At 68.6% G+C, this 19,088-nt stretch carries 15 protein-coding genes and 1 other RNA gene; 10 read left to right on the forward strand and 6 right to left on the reverse strand.

The annotated features are described in order from the left end of the window. Nucleotides 1-21: 21 nt before the first annotated feature. From FHT26_RS17205 to FHT26_RS17225, 5 genes are all read left to right on the forward strand, one after another. On the forward strand, nucleotides 22-2,805 hold the full coding sequence (locus FHT26_RS17205; protein ID WP_168561331.1) for a TonB-dependent receptor: 2,784 nt from the start codon (nucleotides 22-24) through the stop codon (nucleotides 2,803-2,805). A 74-nt stretch (nucleotides 2,806-2,879) separates the two neighbouring features. Next, nucleotides 2,880-3,164 carry an iron uptake protein gene (locus FHT26_RS17210; RefSeq protein ID WP_168561332.1) on the forward strand — a complete coding sequence of 95 codons (285 nt, stop codon included), beginning with the start codon at nucleotides 2,880-2,882 and terminating at the stop codon, nucleotides 3,162-3,164. Nucleotides 3,165-3,184: 20 nt separating this feature from the next. Beyond that, nucleotides 3,185-4,870, forward strand: coding sequence for a PepSY-associated TM helix domain-containing protein (locus tag FHT26_RS17215; protein ID WP_168561333.1), 1,686 nt, complete (start codon nucleotides 3,185-3,187; stop codon nucleotides 4,868-4,870). Then, nucleotides 4,863-5,186, forward strand: a complete 324-nt coding sequence (locus FHT26_RS17220) for a DUF3325 domain-containing protein (RefSeq protein WP_168561334.1) — start codon at nucleotides 4,863-4,865, stop codon at nucleotides 5,184-5,186. Before FHT26_RS17215 ends, FHT26_RS17220 begins: the two co-directional genes overlap by 8 nt. Before the next feature lie 54 nt (nucleotides 5,187-5,240). Then, nucleotides 5,241-6,365: an HAF repeat-containing protein gene (locus FHT26_RS17225; RefSeq protein WP_168561335.1), complete on the forward strand. Its 1,125-nt coding sequence runs from the start codon at nucleotides 5,241-5,243 to the stop codon at nucleotides 6,363-6,365. Between the two features lie 33 nt (nucleotides 6,366-6,398). Here FHT26_RS17225 and FHT26_RS17230 read toward each other — a convergent pair whose 3' ends face one another. Beyond that, the gene (locus tag FHT26_RS17230) at nucleotides 6,399-8,126 is read right to left on the reverse strand and encodes a M14 family zinc carboxypeptidase (protein WP_168561336.1); all 1,728 of its coding nucleotides are present in this window, start codon (nucleotides 8,124-8,126) and stop codon (nucleotides 6,399-6,401) included. 57 nt (nucleotides 8,127-8,183) lie between these two features. On the opposite strand from FHT26_RS17230, the gene FHT26_RS17235 reads away from it, so the two are divergent. Continuing rightward, complete coding sequence (locus FHT26_RS17235; protein ID WP_246867941.1) at nucleotides 8,184-8,552, forward strand: DUF1801 domain-containing protein; 369 nt, start codon at nucleotides 8,184-8,186, stop codon at nucleotides 8,550-8,552. Nucleotides 8,553-8,582: 30 nt separating this feature from the next. On the opposite strand, the gene FHT26_RS17240 is transcribed toward FHT26_RS17235, so the two are convergent. From FHT26_RS17240 to ompA, 5 genes are all read right to left on the reverse strand, one after another. Beyond that, nucleotides 8,583-10,514, reverse strand: coding sequence for a S9 family peptidase (locus FHT26_RS17240; RefSeq protein WP_168561338.1), 1,932 nt, complete (start codon nucleotides 10,512-10,514; stop codon nucleotides 8,583-8,585). A gap of 145 nt (nucleotides 10,515-10,659) precedes the next feature. Next, nucleotides 10,660-11,065: a transfer-messenger RNA gene (gene ssrA, locus FHT26_RS17245) on the reverse strand. Between the two features lie 13 nt (nucleotides 11,066-11,078). Continuing rightward, nucleotides 11,079-11,744 (reverse strand): phosphoglycolate phosphatase, encoded by a 666-nt coding sequence (gene gph, locus FHT26_RS17250; RefSeq protein ID WP_168561339.1) that lies wholly within the window; start codon nucleotides 11,742-11,744, stop codon nucleotides 11,079-11,081. Then, a complete protein-coding gene (ubiG, locus tag FHT26_RS17255) occupies nucleotides 11,741-12,466 on the reverse strand; it encodes a bifunctional 2-polyprenyl-6-hydroxyphenol methylase/3-demethylubiquinol 3-O-methyltransferase UbiG (protein ID WP_246867942.1) in 726 nt (241 codons plus the stop codon). Before ubiG ends, gph begins: the two co-directional genes overlap by 4 nt. Before the next feature lie 99 nt (nucleotides 12,467-12,565). Next, nucleotides 12,566-13,240, reverse strand: a complete 675-nt coding sequence (ompA, locus tag FHT26_RS17260) for an outer membrane protein OmpA (protein ID WP_056812545.1) — start codon at nucleotides 13,238-13,240, stop codon at nucleotides 12,566-12,568. A gap of 277 nt (nucleotides 13,241-13,517) precedes the next feature. On the opposite strand from ompA, the gene gyrA reads away from it, so the two are divergent. Genes gyrA through pheA form a run of 4 tightly spaced genes read left to right on the forward strand, consistent with a single transcriptional unit; the run spans nucleotide 13,518 to nucleotide 19,088 of the window. Then, entirely contained in the window at nucleotides 13,518-16,181 is a 2,664-nt protein-coding gene (gyrA, locus tag FHT26_RS17265) for a DNA gyrase subunit A (protein WP_168561340.1), read from the forward strand. Next, nucleotides 16,181-16,852: a DUF2059 domain-containing protein gene (locus tag FHT26_RS17270; protein ID WP_168561341.1), complete on the forward strand. Its 672-nt coding sequence runs from the start codon at nucleotides 16,181-16,183 to the stop codon at nucleotides 16,850-16,852. The genes gyrA and FHT26_RS17270 overlap by 1 nt, the downstream gene beginning before the upstream one ends. Nucleotides 16,853-16,882: 30 nt before the next feature. Beyond that, entirely contained in the window at nucleotides 16,883-17,989 is a 1,107-nt protein-coding gene (serC, locus tag FHT26_RS17275; protein ID WP_168561426.1) for a 3-phosphoserine/phosphohydroxythreonine transaminase, read from the forward strand. Continuing rightward, nucleotides 17,982-19,088 (forward strand): prephenate dehydratase, encoded by a 1,107-nt coding sequence (gene pheA, locus FHT26_RS17280; protein ID WP_168561342.1) that lies wholly within the window; start codon nucleotides 17,982-17,984, stop codon nucleotides 19,086-19,088. The genes serC and pheA overlap by 8 nt, the downstream gene beginning before the upstream one ends.

The following is a 19,088-nucleotide window of genomic DNA, read 5'->3' on the forward strand; positions in this document are numbered from 1 at the left end:
CCGTCAGGGAGGGAGGATCGCATGCAGAGAACAACCAGGATCCATCGCGCCATCGCGTTGGCTTTCAGCGGCGGCATGGCCTTGGGCAGCGCCCAGCAGGCCGCGGCGCAGGACGCGGCGCAGGGCACCACGCAAGGCACGACGCAACAGCGGCTGGAACGCGTCGAAATCACCGGCTCGTCGATCCGGCGTGTCGAATCCGAGACAGCGCTGCCGGTGACCGTCATCACGAAGGAGCAGATCGAACGCAGCGGCGCGACCAATGTCGAGGCGCTGCTGCAGCGGGTGTCGGCCAGCACCGGGCTGCAGTCGGACACCACGCAGGGCGCGGGCTACGCGACCTCGAACGCCAACATGCGCGGTCTGGGAGCCAACTCGACGCTGGTGCTGTTGAACGGCCGGCGGCTTGCGAACCACCCGTTCGGCAGCATCGGCGGCACGGTGTCGGTCGACCTGAACAGCATCCCGTTCGCCGCGCTGGAGCGCATCGAGGTGCTGCGCGATGGTGCATCGGCGGTGTACGGCACCGATGCGGTCGGCGGCGTCATCAACTTCATCACGCGCCGCGACTACACCAGCGGCCAGCTGACGGTGCGCTACGGCGATACGCAGGCCAACGTCGGTGGCCGGGAAAGCGGGCTGAGCCTCGCCTACGGCCAGGGCGACCTGTCGAGCGACGGCTACAACGTCCTGTTCACCGCGAACTACCAGGACAACACCCGCATCCGCGCGATCGACCAGGGCTACTACAACCGCGGCACCACCGAGGTTCCGGGCTCGGCGCCGCCGACCTCGGGGCGCGGCTTCCCCGGCCGGCTGGTCGACTTCGGCATCAGCCCCGGCGCCTACCGCGGCACCAACGGCTTCGACGACCCGAACTTCGCGCCCTGCGATCCGAAGTTCACCGTCGTCACCACCGCAGGCACCACGCCGAACGGCCAGCCGAAGCAGGCCTGCCGCTTCATCTACTCGGCCACGCTCGACAACCTGCCCGACCAGACCAAGGGCGACCTGTTCGGACGCTTCACGCTGCGCCTGGATCCGCAGAACGAGCTCTTCGCCGAAGCCTCGTATGCACGCAATCACAACATCGGACGCATCGCGCCGGTGCCGATCGACTCCACCGCGGGGCACCTGAACCCCGACACCGCCACCTACCCGAGCTTCTCGATTCCGATCACCAGCCCGTACTACCCGGCCGCGCTGCTGGCGACGCTGGGCTACGCCGCGCCGGCCAACGGCAAGGCCGAGGTCTCGATGCGGGCCGTGCCGGTGGGCAACCGCATCAACGACAACCTCAACGAGCAGGTCCGCGCGGTGGCCGGCGTCAAGGGCACGGCGCAGGGCTGGGACTACGACTCGGCGCTGACCGTGGCGCGCGCCATGGGCACGCTCAGCTACTCCGGCTACATCAGCGAGCCGAAGTTCATCGCCGCGCTGGCCACCGGGCAGATCAACCCGTTCGGCCCCAGCGACGCGGCCGGCGAGGCGCTGCTGCGCTCGACGCTGCTCGAAGGCAAGATGCGCGAATCGACCAGCACCACCACCGTGCTCGACGGCAAGGCGAGCCGCGAGTTCTTCGCGCTGCCGGGCGGCCCGCTGGCGGCCGCCTTCGGTTTCGACATCCGCCACGAGCAGGCCAAGGACACGCCGGTCAACGACGACTACCGGCAGGGCCTGCACATCGGCGGCGAAGGCACGGTGCCCGAGACGCGCGCGAGCCGCAACGTGGTCGCGGTGTTCACCGAAGTCACCGCGCCGTTCGCGACCGGCTGGGAAGCCGGGCTCGCGGCCCGCTACGACCGCTACAGCGACTTCGGCTCCAGCTTCAACCCGCGCGCGAGCCTGCGCTGGCAGCCGGCGCGCGAGGTGCTGCTGCGCACCTCGGCCGGCACCGGCTTTCGCGCACCGTCGCTGTGGGACGTGAACAGCCCGCCGTCGATGACCAACACGGCCAACTCGCTGAGCGATCCGAACTGCCCGATCGCCGGCGACGAGCGCTGCGAAAGCCAGTTCAACGAGCGCTTCTCGTCGTCGAGCGACCTGAAGGCCGAGAAGTCGAAGCAGTTCTCGGCCGGCATCGTGCTGGAGCCGGTGAAGTGGCTGTCGACCTCGCTCGACTGGTGGCTGATCAAGAAGACGGACCAGATCAGCGTAGTCACCGGCGACGCGATCCTGACCGAGCCGGGGCTGCTGGCGAAGTTCGGCAACCGCATCCACCGCACCGCCGACGGCTTCATCAGCTACATCGACACGCCGGTCGAGAACCTCGGTGACCTGCGCACCTCGGGCATCGACCTCGACGTGACGACGCGCTGGGCGCTGCCGTCGGTCGGCAAGCTGACGGTGGCACTGAACGGCACCTACGTCGACAGCTGGAAGCGCCAGGCCTACAAGGACGGCCCGATGACCGACTACGCCGGCACCGCCGGCGACGGCGGCAGCGTGCAGCCGCACCCGCGCTGGCAGCATTCGTTCAGCATCGACCTGCAGCGGGACAGCTGGGGCGCGACGCTGGAGAACGTGTTCGTGAAGGGCTGGACCGAGTCGGCCGACCTGGTCGACGCCAACGTCGGCGTGCACCAGGAGTACCACGTGAAGGACTCGAGCCGCTGGAACCTGTCGGGCGTCTACAACGGGTTGAAGGACTTCTCGGTGCGCCTGGGCGTGCGCAACCTGTTCGACGAAGAGCCGCCGTTCACCGCGGTGGCGTCGTACGGCTCGCATGCCACCGGCTACGCGGCGTCGTTCACCGACCCGCGTGGGCGCTTCTACTACGCGTCGGTGAGCTATCAGTTCAAGTAGTCGGCAGCGCGGCGCCCGGGAGGGCGCCGTTCTTCATGGATAATGTTGAGAATCATTCTCAACAGTCCGGGCCGATGCGCACACTCCAGATCGTCTCCCGCGTCGCCGCCGGCGTGCTCGGCGGCTGGTCGTTCACCTGGGGCTTCGTGGTGCTGGGCATCGCGCTGGCACTCGCCGCCGGCATGCCGTATGCCGACGCGCAGACGCTGCTGTACCTGGTGGCCTTCCTCGTCTACCTGGTCGTGTTCTGCTGGTCGTTCGCGGCCACCAGCATCGCCCGCGTCTGGCTCGTGCTGCTCGGCGGCGGCGCGGCGATGACCGGGCTCGGCTGGTGGATGGCCCGGCTGCAGGCCGTCTGAAGAGCCTGAGGAATCGCGCGATGTTCTCCACCTTCCGCCTGTCGATGACCTGGCTGCACACCTGGTTCGGCCTGGTGCTCGGCTACGTGCTCATCGTCGTGTTCTTCTTCGGCTCGCTGTCGGTGTTCGACCGCGAGATCGACCGCTGGGCCATTCCCGAGACGCGCTTCGCGCCGCAGCCGATGCCGTCGTTCGACACGATGCTCGCGCCGATCTTCGCGCGCATGGCGCCCGAGCCCGACGAACTGAAGGCCGCCGCAGCGCGCGTGAAGGGCCTGCTGCCGGCGACGCTCGCGCCGATGAACTGGGGCGCCTACACCACGCACCGCGACCCGGTGCTCTCGCTGTACGCCGAGTACGCGGTGCCGAACAATCCGGCCGATCCCGACGACCATGTGCACGGCCACGCGACCCTCGACCCGCGCAACGGCCGGCTGCTGCCCGACGACCAGTTGAAGATCGGCAGCGAGTTCTTCTACCCGATGCACTACGGGCTGAACCTGGCCTGGAAGGACCTCGGGTACTGGATCGTCGGCTTCGCGGCGCTGGTGATGTTGGCGGCGCTGGTGTCGGGCGTGGTGATCCACCGCCGGCTGTTCCGCGAGCTGTTCACCTTCCGCCCGCGCAAGCACGTGCAGCGCAGCACGCTCGACCTGCACAACCTGACCGGCGTGGTCGCGCTGCCCTTCCACTTCATGTTCGCGCTGACCGGGCTGACGGTGTTCGCGAGCATCTACCTGCCGGTCTCCGAGACGCTGCTGAAACCGCAGGCGGTCGCGGCCGCGATGGCCGACGCGGCGGCCAAGGGCCTGCCGTTCAAGCCGGCCGGCGTGCAGGCGCCGCTCGCATCGGTCGATGCGATGGTGGTCGAGGCGAAGCGCCTCTGGGCCGCACGCGGCATGCCGGGCGAGGTCGGCTACCTCTACGTGAACCACGTCGGCGACCGCAACAGCACCGTCACGCTGTACCGCGCCGGCAGCGACCGGGTGACGCTGGTCGGCCAGCCGATCCACTTCGAGGGCAGCACCGGCCGCGTGCTGCTCGAAGAACCATCGCCCAGCGCGGTGGCCAGCGTCAACGACTTCCTGACCGGCCTGCACCTGCAGCATTTCGAGCACTGGCTGCTGCGCTGGTTCTACGTGTTCGGCGGGCTGTGCGGCTGCGCCTGCATCGCGACCGGCTTCATCTTCTTCGTCGAGAAGCGCAAACGCCAGCATGCGAAGGCCGGCACCGGCGGCGCACGCTGGGCCGATGCGGTGGCGGTGGCCACGGTGACCGGCATGCTGGTCGCGACGCTCGCGATCCTGGTCGCGAACCGGCTGCTGCCCACTGACCTGGCGCAGCGCGGCGACTGGGAGAAGGCAGCCTTCTGGGGCGCCTGGGTGCTCGCGGCCGCGCATGCGCTGTGGCGCAGCGCGCCGGTGCGCGACGCACGGCTGTCGCCGGCGTGGGCCGAGCAGTGCAGCGCCGTGGCCGCGCTCGCGTTCGCCGCGGTCGCGCTGAACTGGATCACCACCGGCGATCACCTGGTCAGGACGCTCGCCGAACGCTTCTGGCCGGTGGCGGGGCTCGACCTCGCGCTGCTGGTCGTCGGCATGATCGCCGGCGCGGCGGCGCTGGCGCTGCGCCGCCGCGCGGGCGCGGCCATCGCCAAGAGCGACCCGGCGGCGTCGACCGTCGACGCCGCGGAGGCCGCGAATGCCTGAGGCCCTGCTGCTGGCCGCCGCGCTGCTGTTCAGCGCCGGTGGCATCGCGTGGCTGGCGCTCGCGATGGAGGTGCACTGGCAACAGGCGCACGGCAGCGCGACCGGGCCGGGCCGCCGCACGGCCACCGCGCTGCGGGTGCTGGGCAGCGCGGCACTGCTCGCCTCGCTGGTCGCCTGCCTCGTGGCCGACCACGCGACGATGGCGGTGCTGGTGTGGGTGATGTCGCTCGCCGCATCCGCGCTGCTGGTGGCACTGACGCTGGCATGGCGTCCTCGCTGGCTCGCCTGGCTCGCGCCGTGGGCGCGCCGGGCTTGACAACGGCGACGCCCCGCGGTCGACAATGACGGCCTTTCAACGGGGAGGACTCGCATGAGCAAGATGACACTGCTGCGCGCGGCGCTGGGCGGCCTGGTTTCGCTGCTGGCGGCCGCATCGGCACCGGCCGCCGGCTGGGTGCTGACCGACCTGGGCACGCTGGGTGGGGCCTCCAGCGCGGCCAACGGCCTCAACAATGCCGGTCAGGTCGTCGGCCTGGCCGAAGCGGCCGACGGCACGCCGTACCCGGCGATCTGGAATGCCGGCGTGGTGCTGCAGCTGAGCTCGCGCCCTGGGCGCGCCATCGCCGTCAGCGCGAGCGGCACGGTCGCCGGCAACGTCGCCAGCCTCGACGGCACGCGGCTCGACGCCACGCTGATGTCGGCCGGCAACGCCATCGACCTCGGCACCTTCGGCGGCAGCTTCAGCACCGTCGCGGGCGTCAACGACAGCGGCCAGGTGATCGGCTTCGCCCGCACGCCGGACGAGAAGGAGCACGCCTTCCTCGCCACCGCGTCGGGCATGCTGGACCTCGGCACCTACGGCGGCCTCTACAGCTATGCGTACGCCATCAACCAAGGCGGCCTCGTCGTCGGGTCGGCCTACGACACCGCCGGCAAGGCGCGCTGCTTCTTGTCGAGCGGCGGCGGCCTGGTCGACCCGGGGACGCTGGGCGGCAGCTTCTGCAACGCCTTTGCCGTCAATGACGCCGGCCAGGTGACCGGCAGCAGCGCCACCGCTGCCGGCATCGGCCATGCCTTCCTGCGCGGCCCGCAGGGCATGGTCGACCTCGGCACGCTGGGCGGCAGCAGCAGCCTGGGCAAGGCGATCAACCGCCACGGGCATGTCGTCGGCTCCGCGCGCACCGCGGCCAACCAGACGCATGCGTTCATCCACGACGGCACGCAGATGATCGACATGGGCACGCTGGGCGGCACCTCGAGCGTCGCGACGGCGGTCAACGCGCTGGGGCAGGCGGTCGGCAACTCGACGCTCGCCAGCGGCGCGAAGCAGCCGTTCTTCTACGCCAACGGCACGATGGTCAACCTGAACACCGTCGTGCCGGGCTTGTCGAACATCAACCCGGACAACGTCTACCTGAACGACGCCGGCCAGATCGCCGGCACCGGCAGCATCGGCGGACAGCAGCATGCGTTCGTGCTGACGCCGGCGCCCTGATCCGCGCGCCGCAAGCGTCGAGCAGGCGCTGCGTCAACACGGCGCGGTCAACGACGCGTCGGGCAACTCGAGCAGCCGCAGCACGGGATACCGCCGCCACTCGGGCTCCGCGTGGCGTTGCGCATTGAAGAAGATGAAGCCGAGCACCGCCTGCGGATCGCCCAGCAGTTCCGGGTGCGCCGCCTGCCAGGCCTCGAAGCGGTCGCGCAGGCCGGGTTCGGTGTCGAGCAGCTGCGCGGCTTCGTCCTCGAACACGTAGTCGCTGAAGCTTTCCTTCTTGTCGAGCACGCTGTCGAAGAAGCCCCAGCGGAACAGGCTGTCGATGCCGAGCGGCTCCAGCACCTCGATCGCGAAGCGGTCGTGCGGCCCGCCGAGCGGCAGCAGCCAGTCGCCCTCGGCCACGTCGGCGACGCAGGCGTCGGTGCGGGTCTCCAGCAGCTCGTGCAGGTGGCGGCCTTCGAAGGGCAGCCGCCGCTTCTCGAAGCGTTCGATGCGGCAGGCCTCGGCCGCCGCGCGGCCCGCGCGCCGTGCACGCTGCAGCGGCAGCCCATGCGCCTGCAGGCGCAGCACGACGTCGTGCCAGGCCTGCGGCAGCAGGTAGGCGCGCGGCGGCACCGTGTTGACGGTGGCCTGGTAGCGGTCGAAGTACGGGATGTCCTTCACCCACGGCGCAGCGCGGTCGTAGCGCAGCCGCTGGTAATGGCCGAGGCGGCTCGGCTCGCGCACCGCGGTGAACCCGCTGAAGCGGAACGGCCGGCTGCGCTGCCGGTCGAGCGTCCAGTCGAGCGCGACCGGCGCGCCGCCCGCAATCGCCGCGCGGTCAGCGGCCCGCGCGGCGCGGATTGCGTCGCCGTGCGCGACGGTGTGCGCCAGCGCCGCGTCCACCAGCGCTCGCGTGCCGTGGTAGCGCGCGTCGAACGCCTTCAGCATGTGCGTCTCGGGCATGAAGCCGATCGTGTGGTGCAGCGCTGCGTAGCCGGTCGAGAAGCGCGGCGAGTCGAGGAAATCGGCGATGCCGTCGTCCGGAATCTCGTCGATGGTGTTCACGTACGGGCACATCGGGAAGCCCCGCTGGTCCATGTCGGCATACAACGCCGGCAGCATCGCGTCGCGCAGGTGTTCGCCGGTGCGGCCGCCGAGCTTGTCGGGTTGCGTCGCGATCAGCGTCACCACATGCTGGTAGTCGGCGCCGTTCGATGTGTGGGTGTCGACCATCACGTCCGGATCCCAGCGGGTGAACACCTGCGCGAACGTGCGGGTGTTCAGGCTGTCGGCCTTGACGAAATCGCGGTTCAGGTCGAGGTGGCGCGCGTTGCCGCGGAATCCGAAGGCTTCGGGGCCGTTCTGGTTGACGCGGCTGGTGTCCTGCCGGTTCAGCGCGCCGTCGACGTTGTAGAGCGGGATGTAGAGCAGCACCGTGCGCCCGAGGGCCGCGCGCCGCGCCGGGTCGAGGCACAGGTCGCGCAGCAGCGCCATGCAGGCGTCGATGCCTTCGGGCTCGCCGGGGTGGATGCCGTTGTTGTTGAAGAACACCGGCCGGCCGGCGGCCTTCACCGCCTGCGGGTCGAAGACACCGTCGTTCGAGAACACGCCGACATGGATCGGCACGCCGCCGTCCGATCGGCCCGCCTCCTCGAAGCGCAGCCAGGCGCCGAAGGTCGCGGCCAGCCGCTGGTGGAAATCGATGCACGCGCGCCAGGTCGTGGTCTGGTTGCCGTTGCCCCGTTCGAACGGGGTGGCCCAATCGTCGTTGGTGTTCATCATCCGCGCAGTCTAGGCGGTACGATGCCGGCCTTCCGAATCGAGCCGAGGACCGCGATGCCCACTCCTTCCGAACTCATCGACCAGAAGATCGACGGCCTGGCCGACTGGCGCGGCGAGATGCTCGCCACGCTGCGCGCGCTGATCCTCGCCGCCGACCCCGGCGTCACCGAGGAATGGAAGTGGGGCACCGCCGCCTGGTCGCACCACGGGCTGATCTGCACCGGCGAGACCTACAAGAAGGCGGTGAAGCTGACGTTCGCGAAAGGCGCCTCGGTGCCCGACCCGAAGGGCCTCTTCAACTCGAGCCTCGACGGCAACGTCCGGCGCGCGATCGACTTCCACGAGGGCGACAAGCCGGACGCCGCCGCGCTGAAGGCGCTGTTCCACGCGTCGATCGCGGTCAACCAGGCGTCGGGCGCGTGACCCCTCCGGCAGCGCCAGGATCGCGCGGAATCAGGGTGCCGGTCCAGGCTCCGAGGCGAGGTGGCGATCGAGGAAGTTGAGAAGGGCAGTGAAGTAACGCACGCGGGACTTGGTCCACGCGAGGCCATGGCCTTCGTCTTCGAAGGACATCCATTCCACCGGATGGCCGCCCTGCTGCAGCGCCGCCACCATCGTCTTGCTTTGCGATGGCAGCACGCGCCGATCTTCTTCCCCATGGGCGATGAGCAACGGGATGCGCACGCGATCCGCGTGCTTGAGCGGCGAGACCTCGTCCAACGCGCTGCGGTCCTTGTCGGGGTCGCCGACGCGCGCGCGCATCAGTGCGCGCGAGAACGGGGTCGAGTCGTCCCGCAGTCCGTTGGACAGCATGTCCGCAAGGTCGCTGACGCCCGCGAAGCTCACGCCGCACCGGTACAGCTCGGGCGTCTTGATGGCGCCCCACATCGCCGCGTAACCCCCGTAGCTGGCGCCCACGATGCACACCCGTGCCGGGTCGGCGATGTGCTCCTTGATGAGGTGCAGGACGCCGTCGGTGATGTCGTCCTGCATGCGCAGGCCCCACTGGCGATGGCCGGCCTCCTCGAAGCGGCGGCCGAACCCGGACGATCCGCGAAACTGCGGCTGGAAGACCACATAGCCGGCCTTCGCGAGCATCTGGACCTCTTCGTCCCAGTCCCACCGGTCGCGCACGTTCGGTCCGCCGTGGATCAGGACGACGGTGGGTGCAGGCTGGTCGTCGAAGCCGACCGGCCGCGTGAGGTAGGCCGGAATGCTCAGGCCGTCGCGTGCCGCGTACTGCATCACCTGCTTCGGGCGCATGCGAGCCGGGTTGATCAGCGGCATGGCCGATGCGATCTCGCGGAGTCGGGCGGTGCGGGTGTCCAGGATGAACCAGCGACCGGGATCGACGTCGCCGAAAGACGTGACCAGCACGAGCCCGTTCTTGTCGCCTTCCAGCACGTTGGTGCGATCCGGCAGCGCGGCGTCGATGCCGGCCTGCAGGCCGGCCCAGCGCGGTTCGAGCCAGAAGGTGTGCGGGCGCATGCCGCCGGTGACCAGGCGTTCGAGGTTCTGGTCGTCGAGCGCTTCGGTGCGCAGGATGTCTTGCTGCGCATGAGCGGCCATCACCTCGCCATGCTGGCGCGACACGGCGTCGTACTTGAACACCGCCCAGGTGTCGCGCCCTTGGCGCGACAGCACCGCCAGCGTGTCGGCCTGCGGCAGCACGCGAAGCGGGTACCAGACCTCGTTGAACGCGCTGGCCGGCCATTCCTGCAGGAGTTGCCACTCCTGCGTCGAGGCGTGGCGGTACCAGCTGCTGATCTTCGATGTGTTGGACCAGCGGCTCGAATCGATCATCGTCACCGCACGCAGCTCGCCGGATTCGTCGAACGCCCAGGCCATCGGCTTGCCGGGCACCGACAGGCGGAACTTGTGTCGGCTGCCGGTGCGCGCGTTCACCAGGTCCATGTCGCCGTCTTCCTCGTCGCGGTAGACCAGCACCGATTCGGCCAGCGGTCCTTCGGTGCCCATGCGCCGGATGAAGCGCTCGCCGAGCGAGACGACCGGCTTGCCGGACAGGTCGACCGAGACCGACTGCTTGTTGTTGTAGTCGATCACGAGCAGGTCGTTGGCCACCCAGTGGATCGCGATCGGGATCTGGCCGAAAACGTAGCGCGAGTCGCGCTCGGGCTTGGCCAGCAACCGGGGCTTGGCGGCGTTGGTTTCCGCGGTGTCGATCAACACGGCGGCAGTGGTGTTGCCGCTGTAGGCGATACCGGCGGCGTAGCGGCCATCGGGAGACAGGCTGAGGGATCCGACCGACGCGCCGCCGATCCAAGGCTCCTTCAGCATCCGCGCCTCGGTGAAGCGCTGGGCCACGGCGAAAAGGGGCAGGGCCAGCAGGATCGTCGTTGCCAGTCCGCGAGTGAGCATCTTCATGGCGGCGATTGTCTCCGGCGGACGGCACGCCTCAGGCCGCGGCCAGCGCGATGTCGAAGGTGGCGAGGCATGCGCAACAAAAAAGCCCTGGAGCGCGAGGCGCCAGGGCTTTTTGCAACATCGCGGTCCTCGGTGGACCTTGTACTGGTGGAGCCGGGGGGAATCGAACCCCCGTCCGCAAGCCTTTTCCGGGCAGATCTACATGTGTAGCTGACTGATTTGTTTTTGAGGACAGGGGTCGCGCAGCAGCACGCTACCCTCATCCCGAGTCACTTGATTTAGCCCTTGAACCGAGTGACCCGGTTTAGAGCGATTCCATGTGAATGACTTCGCAGCTCTTGGGTTGCCCCTCAAGCCCAGCCCATGGACGTGCTGTTGCGAAGCCCGCCGGTATTACGCGGCGGGGGGTAGTTCAACCCGTTTTGGCTTACGCCGCCAGGGCAAACTTTTCGTCGTTCGCAGTTAAGTGCGATCCAGTGGATTTACGAGCGAACTGGTGCTCGACATGCCCCGCTCCGAATCCGAACCTACGTCGAAACCAGGTCGGCCCCAGAGGGTCGTAGTTTAGGCCATCGCCAGCAGCTTCAAGAGCTCATCGGGCGAATGAACCACATGCTGCGCGCCCCACGCCGCCACCGGCTCGCCGACACCCAGGTAGCCCCAGGCCGCAGCCACCGTCGCCATCCCGGCCGCGTGCCCCGCCTGCACATCGCGCAGGTCATCGCCGACGTACACGCACTCCTGCACCGCGACGCCCATCTGCCGCGCCGCCTCCAGCAGCGGCGCCGGGTGCGGCTTCGAATGCGGCGTCGTGTCGCCACTCACCACCGCGCCGGCGCGCAAGTCGAGCCCGAGCGCCTTCACCAGCGGGTTCGTGAAGCGCTTCGCCTTGTTGGTGACGATGCCCCAGCGCAGCCCGCCCGCCTCGATCGCGTCCAGCATCGCCGGCACCGCGTCGAACGGCCGCGTGTGCTGCGTCATCCGCACCTCGTAGCGGTCGAAGAACTCGTCGCGCAATGCAATGAAGCTGCCCTCGGCCGGCGTGATGCCGAGCGCCACGCCGATCATCCCGCGTGCGCCCGAGCCGACCATCGGCCGGAACTGCTCGAACGGCAGCGCCGGCAGGCCGCGCGTGGCGCGCATGTCGTTCGCGGTGCCGGCCAGGTCGGGCGCGCTGTCGATCAGCGTGCCGTCCAGGTCGAACAGCACCGCCTTCACGCGCAGGCTCACAGCGGCTTCCTGCAGGCGAACAGGTAGTTCACGCTGGTATCCGCCGACAGCCAGTAGCGGCCGGTCAGCGGGTTGTATTCCATGCCGCGCGTGCCTTCCAGCGCCAGCCCGGCGCTGCGCGCCCATTGCGCTAGCTCGCTCGGCTTGATGAAGCGCGCGTACTCGTGCGTGCCCTGCGGCAGCAGCTTCAGCAAATACTCCGCACCGACGATCGCGAACATGAAGGCCTTCGCGTTGCGGTTGATCGTCGAGAAGAACACCCAGCCGCCGGGCTTCGCGAGCGTCGCGCAGGCCTGCACGATCGACGACGGATCGGGCACGTGCTCCATCATCTCCATGCAGGTGACCACGTCGAACTGCCCCGGCGCTTCGGCGGCCAGCGCCTCGGCCGAGACCTCGCGGTATTCGACGCCGGTGGTACCGGCTTCCATTGCGTGCAGCTGCGCCACCTTCAGCGCCTTGCCGGCGAGGTCGATGCCGAGCACGTCGGCGCCCTTGCGGGCCATCGAATCGGCCAGGATGCCGCCGCCGCAACCGACGTCGAGAACGCGCTTGCCTTTCAGCGCGGCGAGCCGGTCGATCCAGTCGAGCCGCAGCGGATTGATCTGGTGCAGCGGGCGGAACTCGCTGTCGGGGTCCCACCAGCGATGAGCCAGGTCGCTGAATTTGGCGAGCTCTTGAGGGTCGGCGTTGATCATGTGGCCGTCAGTTTGGCATGCCATGGCTGGCATATCGGGGGGCGCAGGATACCCCGCAAGTAGCGGGCGCAAAAACAAAAAACCCCGCCGAGGCGGGGTTTGTCGTGCATCAGCCGAGGCCGATCACTTGTTGCGCGTACCAACCACTTCGATTTCGACGCGGCGATTCTTCGCGCGGCCTTCGGCGGTCTTGTTGTCGGCGACAGGCTGCTTCTTGCCCTTGCCTTCGGTGTACACGCGGTTCTTCTCGATGCCCTTGCTGACCAGGTAGGTCTTGACCGACTCGGCACGAGCGACCGACAGCTTCTGGTTGGCGGCGTCGCCACCGATCGCGTCGGTGTGGCCGACGGCGATGATGACTTCGAGGTTCACGCCCGAGGTCTTGCTGACCAGGTCGTCCAGCTTGGACTTGGCTTCCGGCTTCAGCGTCGACTTGCCGAAGTCATAGAAGGCGTCGGCAGCGAAGGTGACCTTCTCGGAGACCGGAGCGACCGGAACGACGACCGGTGCGGGCGGTGCGACCGGGGCCGGAGCCACCGGGGCCGGGGCGGGAGCCGGGGCCTGTGCAACCGGCGCCGGCGCCGGTGCCGGCTTCAGTGCGCCGTCGCACGCCTGGTTGGCCGTGGCCGGCGTCCAGTTGGCATCGCGCCAGCACAGTTCGTTGGAACCGTTCTTCCAGGGGATGCCGGTGCTGTTCACCCAGTTGTCAGCCCCGTTGGATTGGGCGAACGCAACAGACGCTGATGCGGCCAGCGCGGCGGTTGCGAAGAGCGATGCCACTTTATTCAGTTTCTTCATGATTCTCCTCTTGAGGAATGTCGCAGATGGCCTGCAAAACGTCCAAACCGGAATCGGAAAGGTACGGCGAAACCCTCGGTCCCGAGCGCTCACCACCGTCGACTGATTGTGCCATAGGGCCTCTGACGGCCTGGATTTTGGCCCGGTGTCGCGGCTTCGTCCTACGAGAGTCGAAGCAGATGTTGCGCGAGCACTACAACGGCCGCGAACTAGAATCGCGGATTGCGCTCACGGGCCCGCCAGCGCCCGTCTTCACCGGCTCCGCCGACGACCTCGAATGACCCAGTTCGCCAAGGAAACCCTGCCGATCAGCCTCGAAGAGGAAATGCGCCGCTCGTACCTCGACTACGCGATGAGCGTGATCGTCGGGCGCGCACTGCCCGATGCTCGCGACGGCCTGAAGCCCGTCCACCGTCGCGCGCTGTTCGCGATGCACGAGCTGAACAACGACTGGAACCGGCCGTACAAGAAGTCGGCCCGCATCGTCGGCGACGTGATCGGCAAGTACCACCCGCACGGCGACCAGTCGGTCTACGACACCATCGTGCGGATGGCGCAGGACTTCTCGATGCGCCACATGCTGGTCGACGGCCAGGGCAACTTCGGCTCGGTCGACGGCGACAACGCCGCGGCGATGCGCTACACCGAAATCCGCCTGTCGAAGATCGCCCACGAACTGCTGGCCGACCTCGACAAGGAAACCGTCGACTTCGGCCCGAACTACGACGGCTCCGAGAAAGAGCCGCTGGTGATGCCCACGCGGATGCCGAACCTGCTGGTGAACGGCTCCGGCGGCATCGCGGTGGGCATGGCCACCAACATCCCGCCGCACAACCTGAACGAGGTGATCGACGGCTGCCTGCACCTGCTGAAGAACCCCGAAGCGACGATCGACGAGCTGATCGAGATCATTCCGGCGCCCGACTTCCCCACCGCCGGCATCATCTACGGCACCAGCGGCGTGCGCGACGGCTACCGCACCGGCCGCGGCAAGGTGGTGATGCGGGCGAAGTGCCATTTCGAAGACATCGACAAAGGCTCGCGCCAGTCGATCATCGTCGACGAGATCCCGTACCAGGTGAACAAGAAGACCCTGCTCGAGCGCATGGCCGAGCTGGTCCACGAGAAGAAGATCGAAGGCATCAGCCACATCCAGGACGAGTCCGACAAGTCGGGCATGCGCGTCGTGATCGAGCTGAAACGCGGCGAAGTGCCCGAGGTCGTGCTGAACAACCTCTACAAGCAGACCCAGCTGCAGGACACCTTCGGCATCAACATGGTGGCGCTGATCGACGGCCAGCCGAAGCTCTGCAACATCAAGGACCTGGTCAGCATCTTCCTCGAGCACCGCCGCGAGGTCGTGACCCGCCGCACGGTGTTCGAGCTGCGCAAGGCGCGCGAGCGCGGCCACGTGCTCGAAGGCCTGGCGGTCGCGCTGGCCAACATCGACGAATTCATCGAGACCATCAAGACCTCGCCGACCCCGCCGGTCGCGAAGGCCGCGCTGATGAGCAAGTCGTGGGATTCCTCGCTGGTGCGCGACATGCTCTCGCGCGCCGAAGGCGAGACCCCGGGCGGCCGCGACGCCTACCGCCCCGAAGGCCTGCCGCGCCAGTACGGCATGCAGGCCGACGGCCTGTACCGCCTCTCCGACGACCAGGCCGGCGAGATCCTGCAGATGCGCCTGCAGCGCCTGACCGGCCTCGAGCAGGACAAGATCGTCGGTGAATACAAGGAGGTGATGGCGGAGATCGCCGACCTGCTGAACATCCTCGCGACGCCGTCGCGCGTGACGACGATCATTTCGGAAGAGCTGACCGCGATCAAGCTCGAATTCGGCCAGACCAAGCTCGGCGCGCGCCGCAGCCAGATCGAGCACAACGCGCAAGACCTCGGCACCGAAGACCTGATCACGCCGACCGACATGGTCGTGACGCTCTCGCACACCGGCTACATCAAGAGCCAGGCGCTGTCCGAGTACCGCGCACAGAAGCGCGGCGGCCGCGGCAAGCAGGCCACGCAGACCAAGGAAGACGACTGGATCGACCAGCTCTTCATCGCGAACACGCACGACTACATCCTGTGCTTCACCAACCGCGGCCGCGTCTACTGGCTGAAGGTCTGGGAGGTGCCGCAGGGCTCGCGCAATTCGCGCGGCAAGCCGATCGTCAACATGTTCCCGCTGCAGCAGGGCGAGAAGGTCAACGTGGTGCTGCCGCTGACCGACGGCTTCCGCAGCTTCCCGGCCGATCACTTCGTGTTCATGTCGACCGCGCAGGGCGTGGTGAAGAAGACCGCGCTCGACGAGTTCAGCAACCCGCGCAAGGCCGGCATCATCGCGGTCGACCTGGACGAGGGCGACTTCCTGATCGGCGCCGCGCTGACCGACGGCAAGCACGACGTGATGCTGTTCAGCGACGGCGGCAAGGCGGTGCGCTTCGACGAAGACGACGTGCGCGCGATGGGCCGCGGCGCCCGCGGCGTGCGCGGCATGATGCTCGACGACGGCCAGAGCGTGATCGCGATGCTGGTGGCCGAAGACGAGACGCAGAGCGTGCTGACCGCCAGCGAGAACGGCTACGGCAAACGCACCAGCATCGTCGAATACACCCGCCACGGCCGCGGCACGAAGGGGATGATCGCGATCCAGCAGACCGAGCGCAACGGCAAGATCGTCGCCGCGACGCTGGTGCGGCCGGACGACGAGATCATGCTGATCACCGACAAGGGCGTGCTGGTGCGCACCCGCGTCTCCGAGATCCGCGAGCTGGGCCGCGCGACGCAGGGCGTCACGCTGATCGCGCTCGACGGCGGATCGAAACTGAGCGGCCTGCAGCGCATCGTCGAGAACGATGCCAACACAGACAGCACCGATGGAAACGACGCCGGGGATGCCTCCGGCGATGGAACGGGCGATGCCCCGACGGAAGGGGAAGCCTGATGCGACACCACCTGATCACGATCGCGCTGCTGGGCAGCACCACGCTGGGCGCCTGGGCCCAGTCGACCCCGGCCGCGCCGGCATCGCCGGCGGCAGCCTCCGCGCCGGCCGCGCCCTCCAGCCCCGCGAAGAAGGCCCTGGTGCAGCGCGTGCTGACGCTGCAGCAGCCGGCACTCGAGAACACCGCCCGCGAGGTGGCCGAGCGCCCGGCAATGCAGCTGACGAACGCCGCGCAGCAGTACCTGCAGCAGCGGGTGCCGGCCGACAAGCGCGAAGCGATGTGGACCCAGGTGCAGGCCGCCGTGCGCAAGTACCTGGGCGAAGCGGTGCCGCTGGTCAAGGAACGCGCGCTGGCGCTGAGCCAGACGACGCTCGCCGGCATGCTGGACGAACGCTTCACCGAAGACGAGTTGAAGCAACTGGTCGCGACGCTCGAGAACCCGGCCTTCAAGAAGTTCCAGCAGGCGATGCCCGAGATCAGCGACAGGTTCGTGCAGAAGCTGGTCGCCGACGCCGGCGCGTCGGTGGACCCGAAGCTGAAGGCGCTCGATTCCAGCATCTCGTCGGCGCTCGGCGTGTCGGCGGCCGGGGCGCCGGCCTCGGCACCGGCGGCGGGCCCGCGCGCGGCGAAGCCGGCCGCATCGGCCGCGTCGAAGGCGGGCGGCAAGTAATTCGTTTCCCCGAGACCCTGGATGAGCGCGATGCAACGCCCGTACAACTTCTCCGCCGGCCCGGCCGCGCTGCCCGAAGCGGTGCTGAGCCAGGCTGCCGCCGAAATGCTCGACTGGCACGGCTCGGGCATGAGCGTGATGGAGATGAGCCACCGCGGACGCGAGTTCGCGAGCATCTACGAGCAGGCCGAAGCCGACCTGCGCGAGCTGCTGGCAGTGCCGTCCGACTTCCGCATCCTGTTCATGCAGGGCGGCGGGCTGGCCGAGAACGCGATCGTGCCGATGAACCTGTCGCGCGGCGGCGTGGTCGACGTCGTGGTCACCGGCGCGTGGTCGCAGAAGTCGTACAAGGAAGCGCAGCGCTATGCGCAGCCGCGCATTGCCGCGAGCAACGCCGACAACCAGCACACCCGCATCCCGGCGCCCGAGACCTGGTCGCTGAGCCCGGACGCGAGCTACGTGCACGCGTGCACCAACGAGACCATCCACGGCGTCGAGCTGCACACGCTGCCCGACCTGGCCGCGCTGGGTTCGAAGGCACCGCTGGTGATCGACTGCTCGTCGCACATCCTGTCGCGTGCGATCGACTGGTCGCGCGTCGGCCTGGCCTTTGCCGGCGCGCAGAAGAACGTCGGCCCGGCCGGCTTGACGCTGGTCTTCGTGCGCGACGACCTGCTCGGCCGGGCGCTGCCGATCTGCCCGAGCGCGTTCGACTACAAGACCGTGGCCGACAACGGCTCGATGTACAACACGCCGCCCACCTACTCCATCTACATCGCCGGGCTGGTGTTCCAGTGGCTGAAGGCGCAGCGCGAAGGCGCGGCCACCGGCGTCGCCGCGATGGAACAACGCTCGATCGCGAAGGCCGGGCTGCTGTACGGCTACCTCGACGATTCCGGGTTCTACCTGTCGCGGGTCGACCGCGGCAGCCGCTCGCGGATGAACGTGCCCTTCTTCCTGCGCGACGAATCGCTGAACGACGCCTTCCTGGCCGGCGCGAAAGAGCGCGGGCTGCTGCAGCTGAAGGGCCACAAGAGCGTCGGCGGCATGCGCGCCAGCCTGTACAACGCGATGCCGCTGGCCGGCGTGCAGGCACTGGTGGCGTACATGCGAGAATTCGCCGCGCGCCATGGCTGACCCGACACCCGCCCCCCACCCTGACCTGCTGGCCCTTCGCACCCAGATCGACCGCGTCGACCGAGAGCTGCTGGGCCTGCTGAACCAGCGCGCGCAGCTTGCGCTGCATGTCGGCGAGCTGAAGAAGAAGGAAGGCTCGGTCGCGTTCCGTCCCGAGCGCGAGGCCCAGGTCATCGACGGGCTGAAGCAGACCAACACCGGGCCGCTGGCCAGCGACAGCGTCGCGCCGATCTGGCGCGAGATCATGTCGGCCTGCCGCGCGCTCGAGACGCCGACCCGCGTCGCCTACCTCGGCCCGTCTGGCACCTTCAGCGAACTCGCGGTGCTCGGCTTCTTCGGCTCGTCGATCGTCAAGGTGCCGTGCGCCAACTTCGACGAGGTGTTCCACGCGGTCAGCGCCGGCTCGGCCGATTTCGGCGTGGTGCCGGTCGAGAACTCGACCGAAGGCGTGGTCACGCGATCGCTCGACCTGTTCCTGACGACGCCGCTGTTCATCATCGGCGAGACCAGCCTGTTCGTGCGGCACAACCTGCTGCGCCGCGAAAACTCGCTCGACCACCTGACCGCCGTCTGCGCGCACCCGCAGGCGCTGGCGCAATGCCATGGCTGGCTCAGCAACCACCTGCCGAACGTCGAGCGCCGCCCGGTCGCGAGCAATGCCGAAGGCGCGCGCATGGCACAGCAGGACCCGACGGTCGCCGCGATCGCGAGCGAACGCGCGGCCAGCGAGTTCGGCCTGCACATCGTCGCGCCGGCGGTCCAGGACGACGCGCACAACCGCACCCGCTTCACGGTGCTCGCGCACCCGCACCAGCATCCGCAGCCCAAGGCCTCCGGCCACGACTGCACCAGCCTGATCGTCTCGGTGGCCAACAAGCCCGGCGCGGTGCACGACATGCTGGTGCCGCTGAAGCGCCACGGCGTCTCGATGACGCGCTTCGAATCCCGCCCCGCGCGGTCCGGCCAGTGGGAGTACTACTTCTACGTCGACCTGCAGGGCCACCCCGACGAGCCCCACGTCGCGGCCGCCTTGAGCGAGCTGCGCGAGGTGTGCGCTTTCTTCAAGGTGCTCGGCACCTACCCCATCGACGTCCATTGA

The sequence above is a fragment of the Rhizobacter sp. SG703 genome, from assembly GCF_012275445.1.
In the GTDB taxonomy this organism is placed as follows: Bacteria; Pseudomonadota; Gammaproteobacteria; order Burkholderiales; family Burkholderiaceae_C; genus Rhizobacter.

Excerpts from the sequence above, each read along its gene's own strand:
- FHT26_RS17205 (WP_168561331.1), top strand. The coding sequence starts at position 22 with ATGCAGAGAACAACCAGGATCCATCGCGCCATCGCGTTGGCTTTCAGC.
- FHT26_RS17210 (WP_168561332.1), top strand. The coding sequence starts at position 2,880 with ATGCGCACACTCCAGATCGTCTCCCGCGTCGCCGCCGGCGTGCTCGGC.
- FHT26_RS17215 (WP_168561333.1), top strand. The coding sequence starts at position 3,185 with ATGTTCTCCACCTTCCGCCTGTCGATGACCTGGCTGCACACCTGGTTC.
- FHT26_RS17220 (WP_168561334.1), top strand. The coding sequence starts at position 4,863 with ATGCCTGAGGCCCTGCTGCTGGCCGCCGCGCTGCTGTTCAGCGCCGGT.
- FHT26_RS17225 (WP_168561335.1), top strand. The coding sequence starts at position 5,241 with ATGAGCAAGATGACACTGCTGCGCGCGGCGCTGGGCGGCCTGGTTTCG.
- FHT26_RS17230 (WP_168561336.1), bottom strand. The coding sequence starts at position 8,126 with ATGAACACCAACGACGATTGGGCCACCCCGTTCGAACGGGGCAACGGC.
- FHT26_RS17235 (WP_246867941.1), top strand. The coding sequence starts at position 8,184 with ATGCCCACTCCTTCCGAACTCATCGACCAGAAGATCGACGGCCTGGCC.
- FHT26_RS17240 (WP_168561338.1), bottom strand. The coding sequence starts at position 10,514 with ATGAAGATGCTCACTCGCGGACTGGCAACGACGATCCTGCTGGCCCTG.
- ubiG (WP_246867942.1), bottom strand. The coding sequence starts at position 12,466 with ATGGCATGCCAAACTGACGGCCACATGATCAACGCCGACCCTCAAGAG.
- ompA (WP_056812545.1), bottom strand. The coding sequence starts at position 13,240 with ATGAAGAAACTGAATAAAGTGGCATCGCTCTTCGCAACCGCCGCGCTG.
- gyrA (WP_168561340.1), top strand. The coding sequence starts at position 13,518 with ATGACCCAGTTCGCCAAGGAAACCCTGCCGATCAGCCTCGAAGAGGAA.
- FHT26_RS17270 (WP_168561341.1), top strand. The coding sequence starts at position 16,181 with ATGCGACACCACCTGATCACGATCGCGCTGCTGGGCAGCACCACGCTG.
- serC (WP_168561426.1), top strand. The coding sequence starts at position 16,883 with ATGCAACGCCCGTACAACTTCTCCGCCGGCCCGGCCGCGCTGCCCGAA.
- pheA (WP_168561342.1), top strand. The coding sequence starts at position 17,982 with ATGGCTGACCCGACACCCGCCCCCCACCCTGACCTGCTGGCCCTTCGC.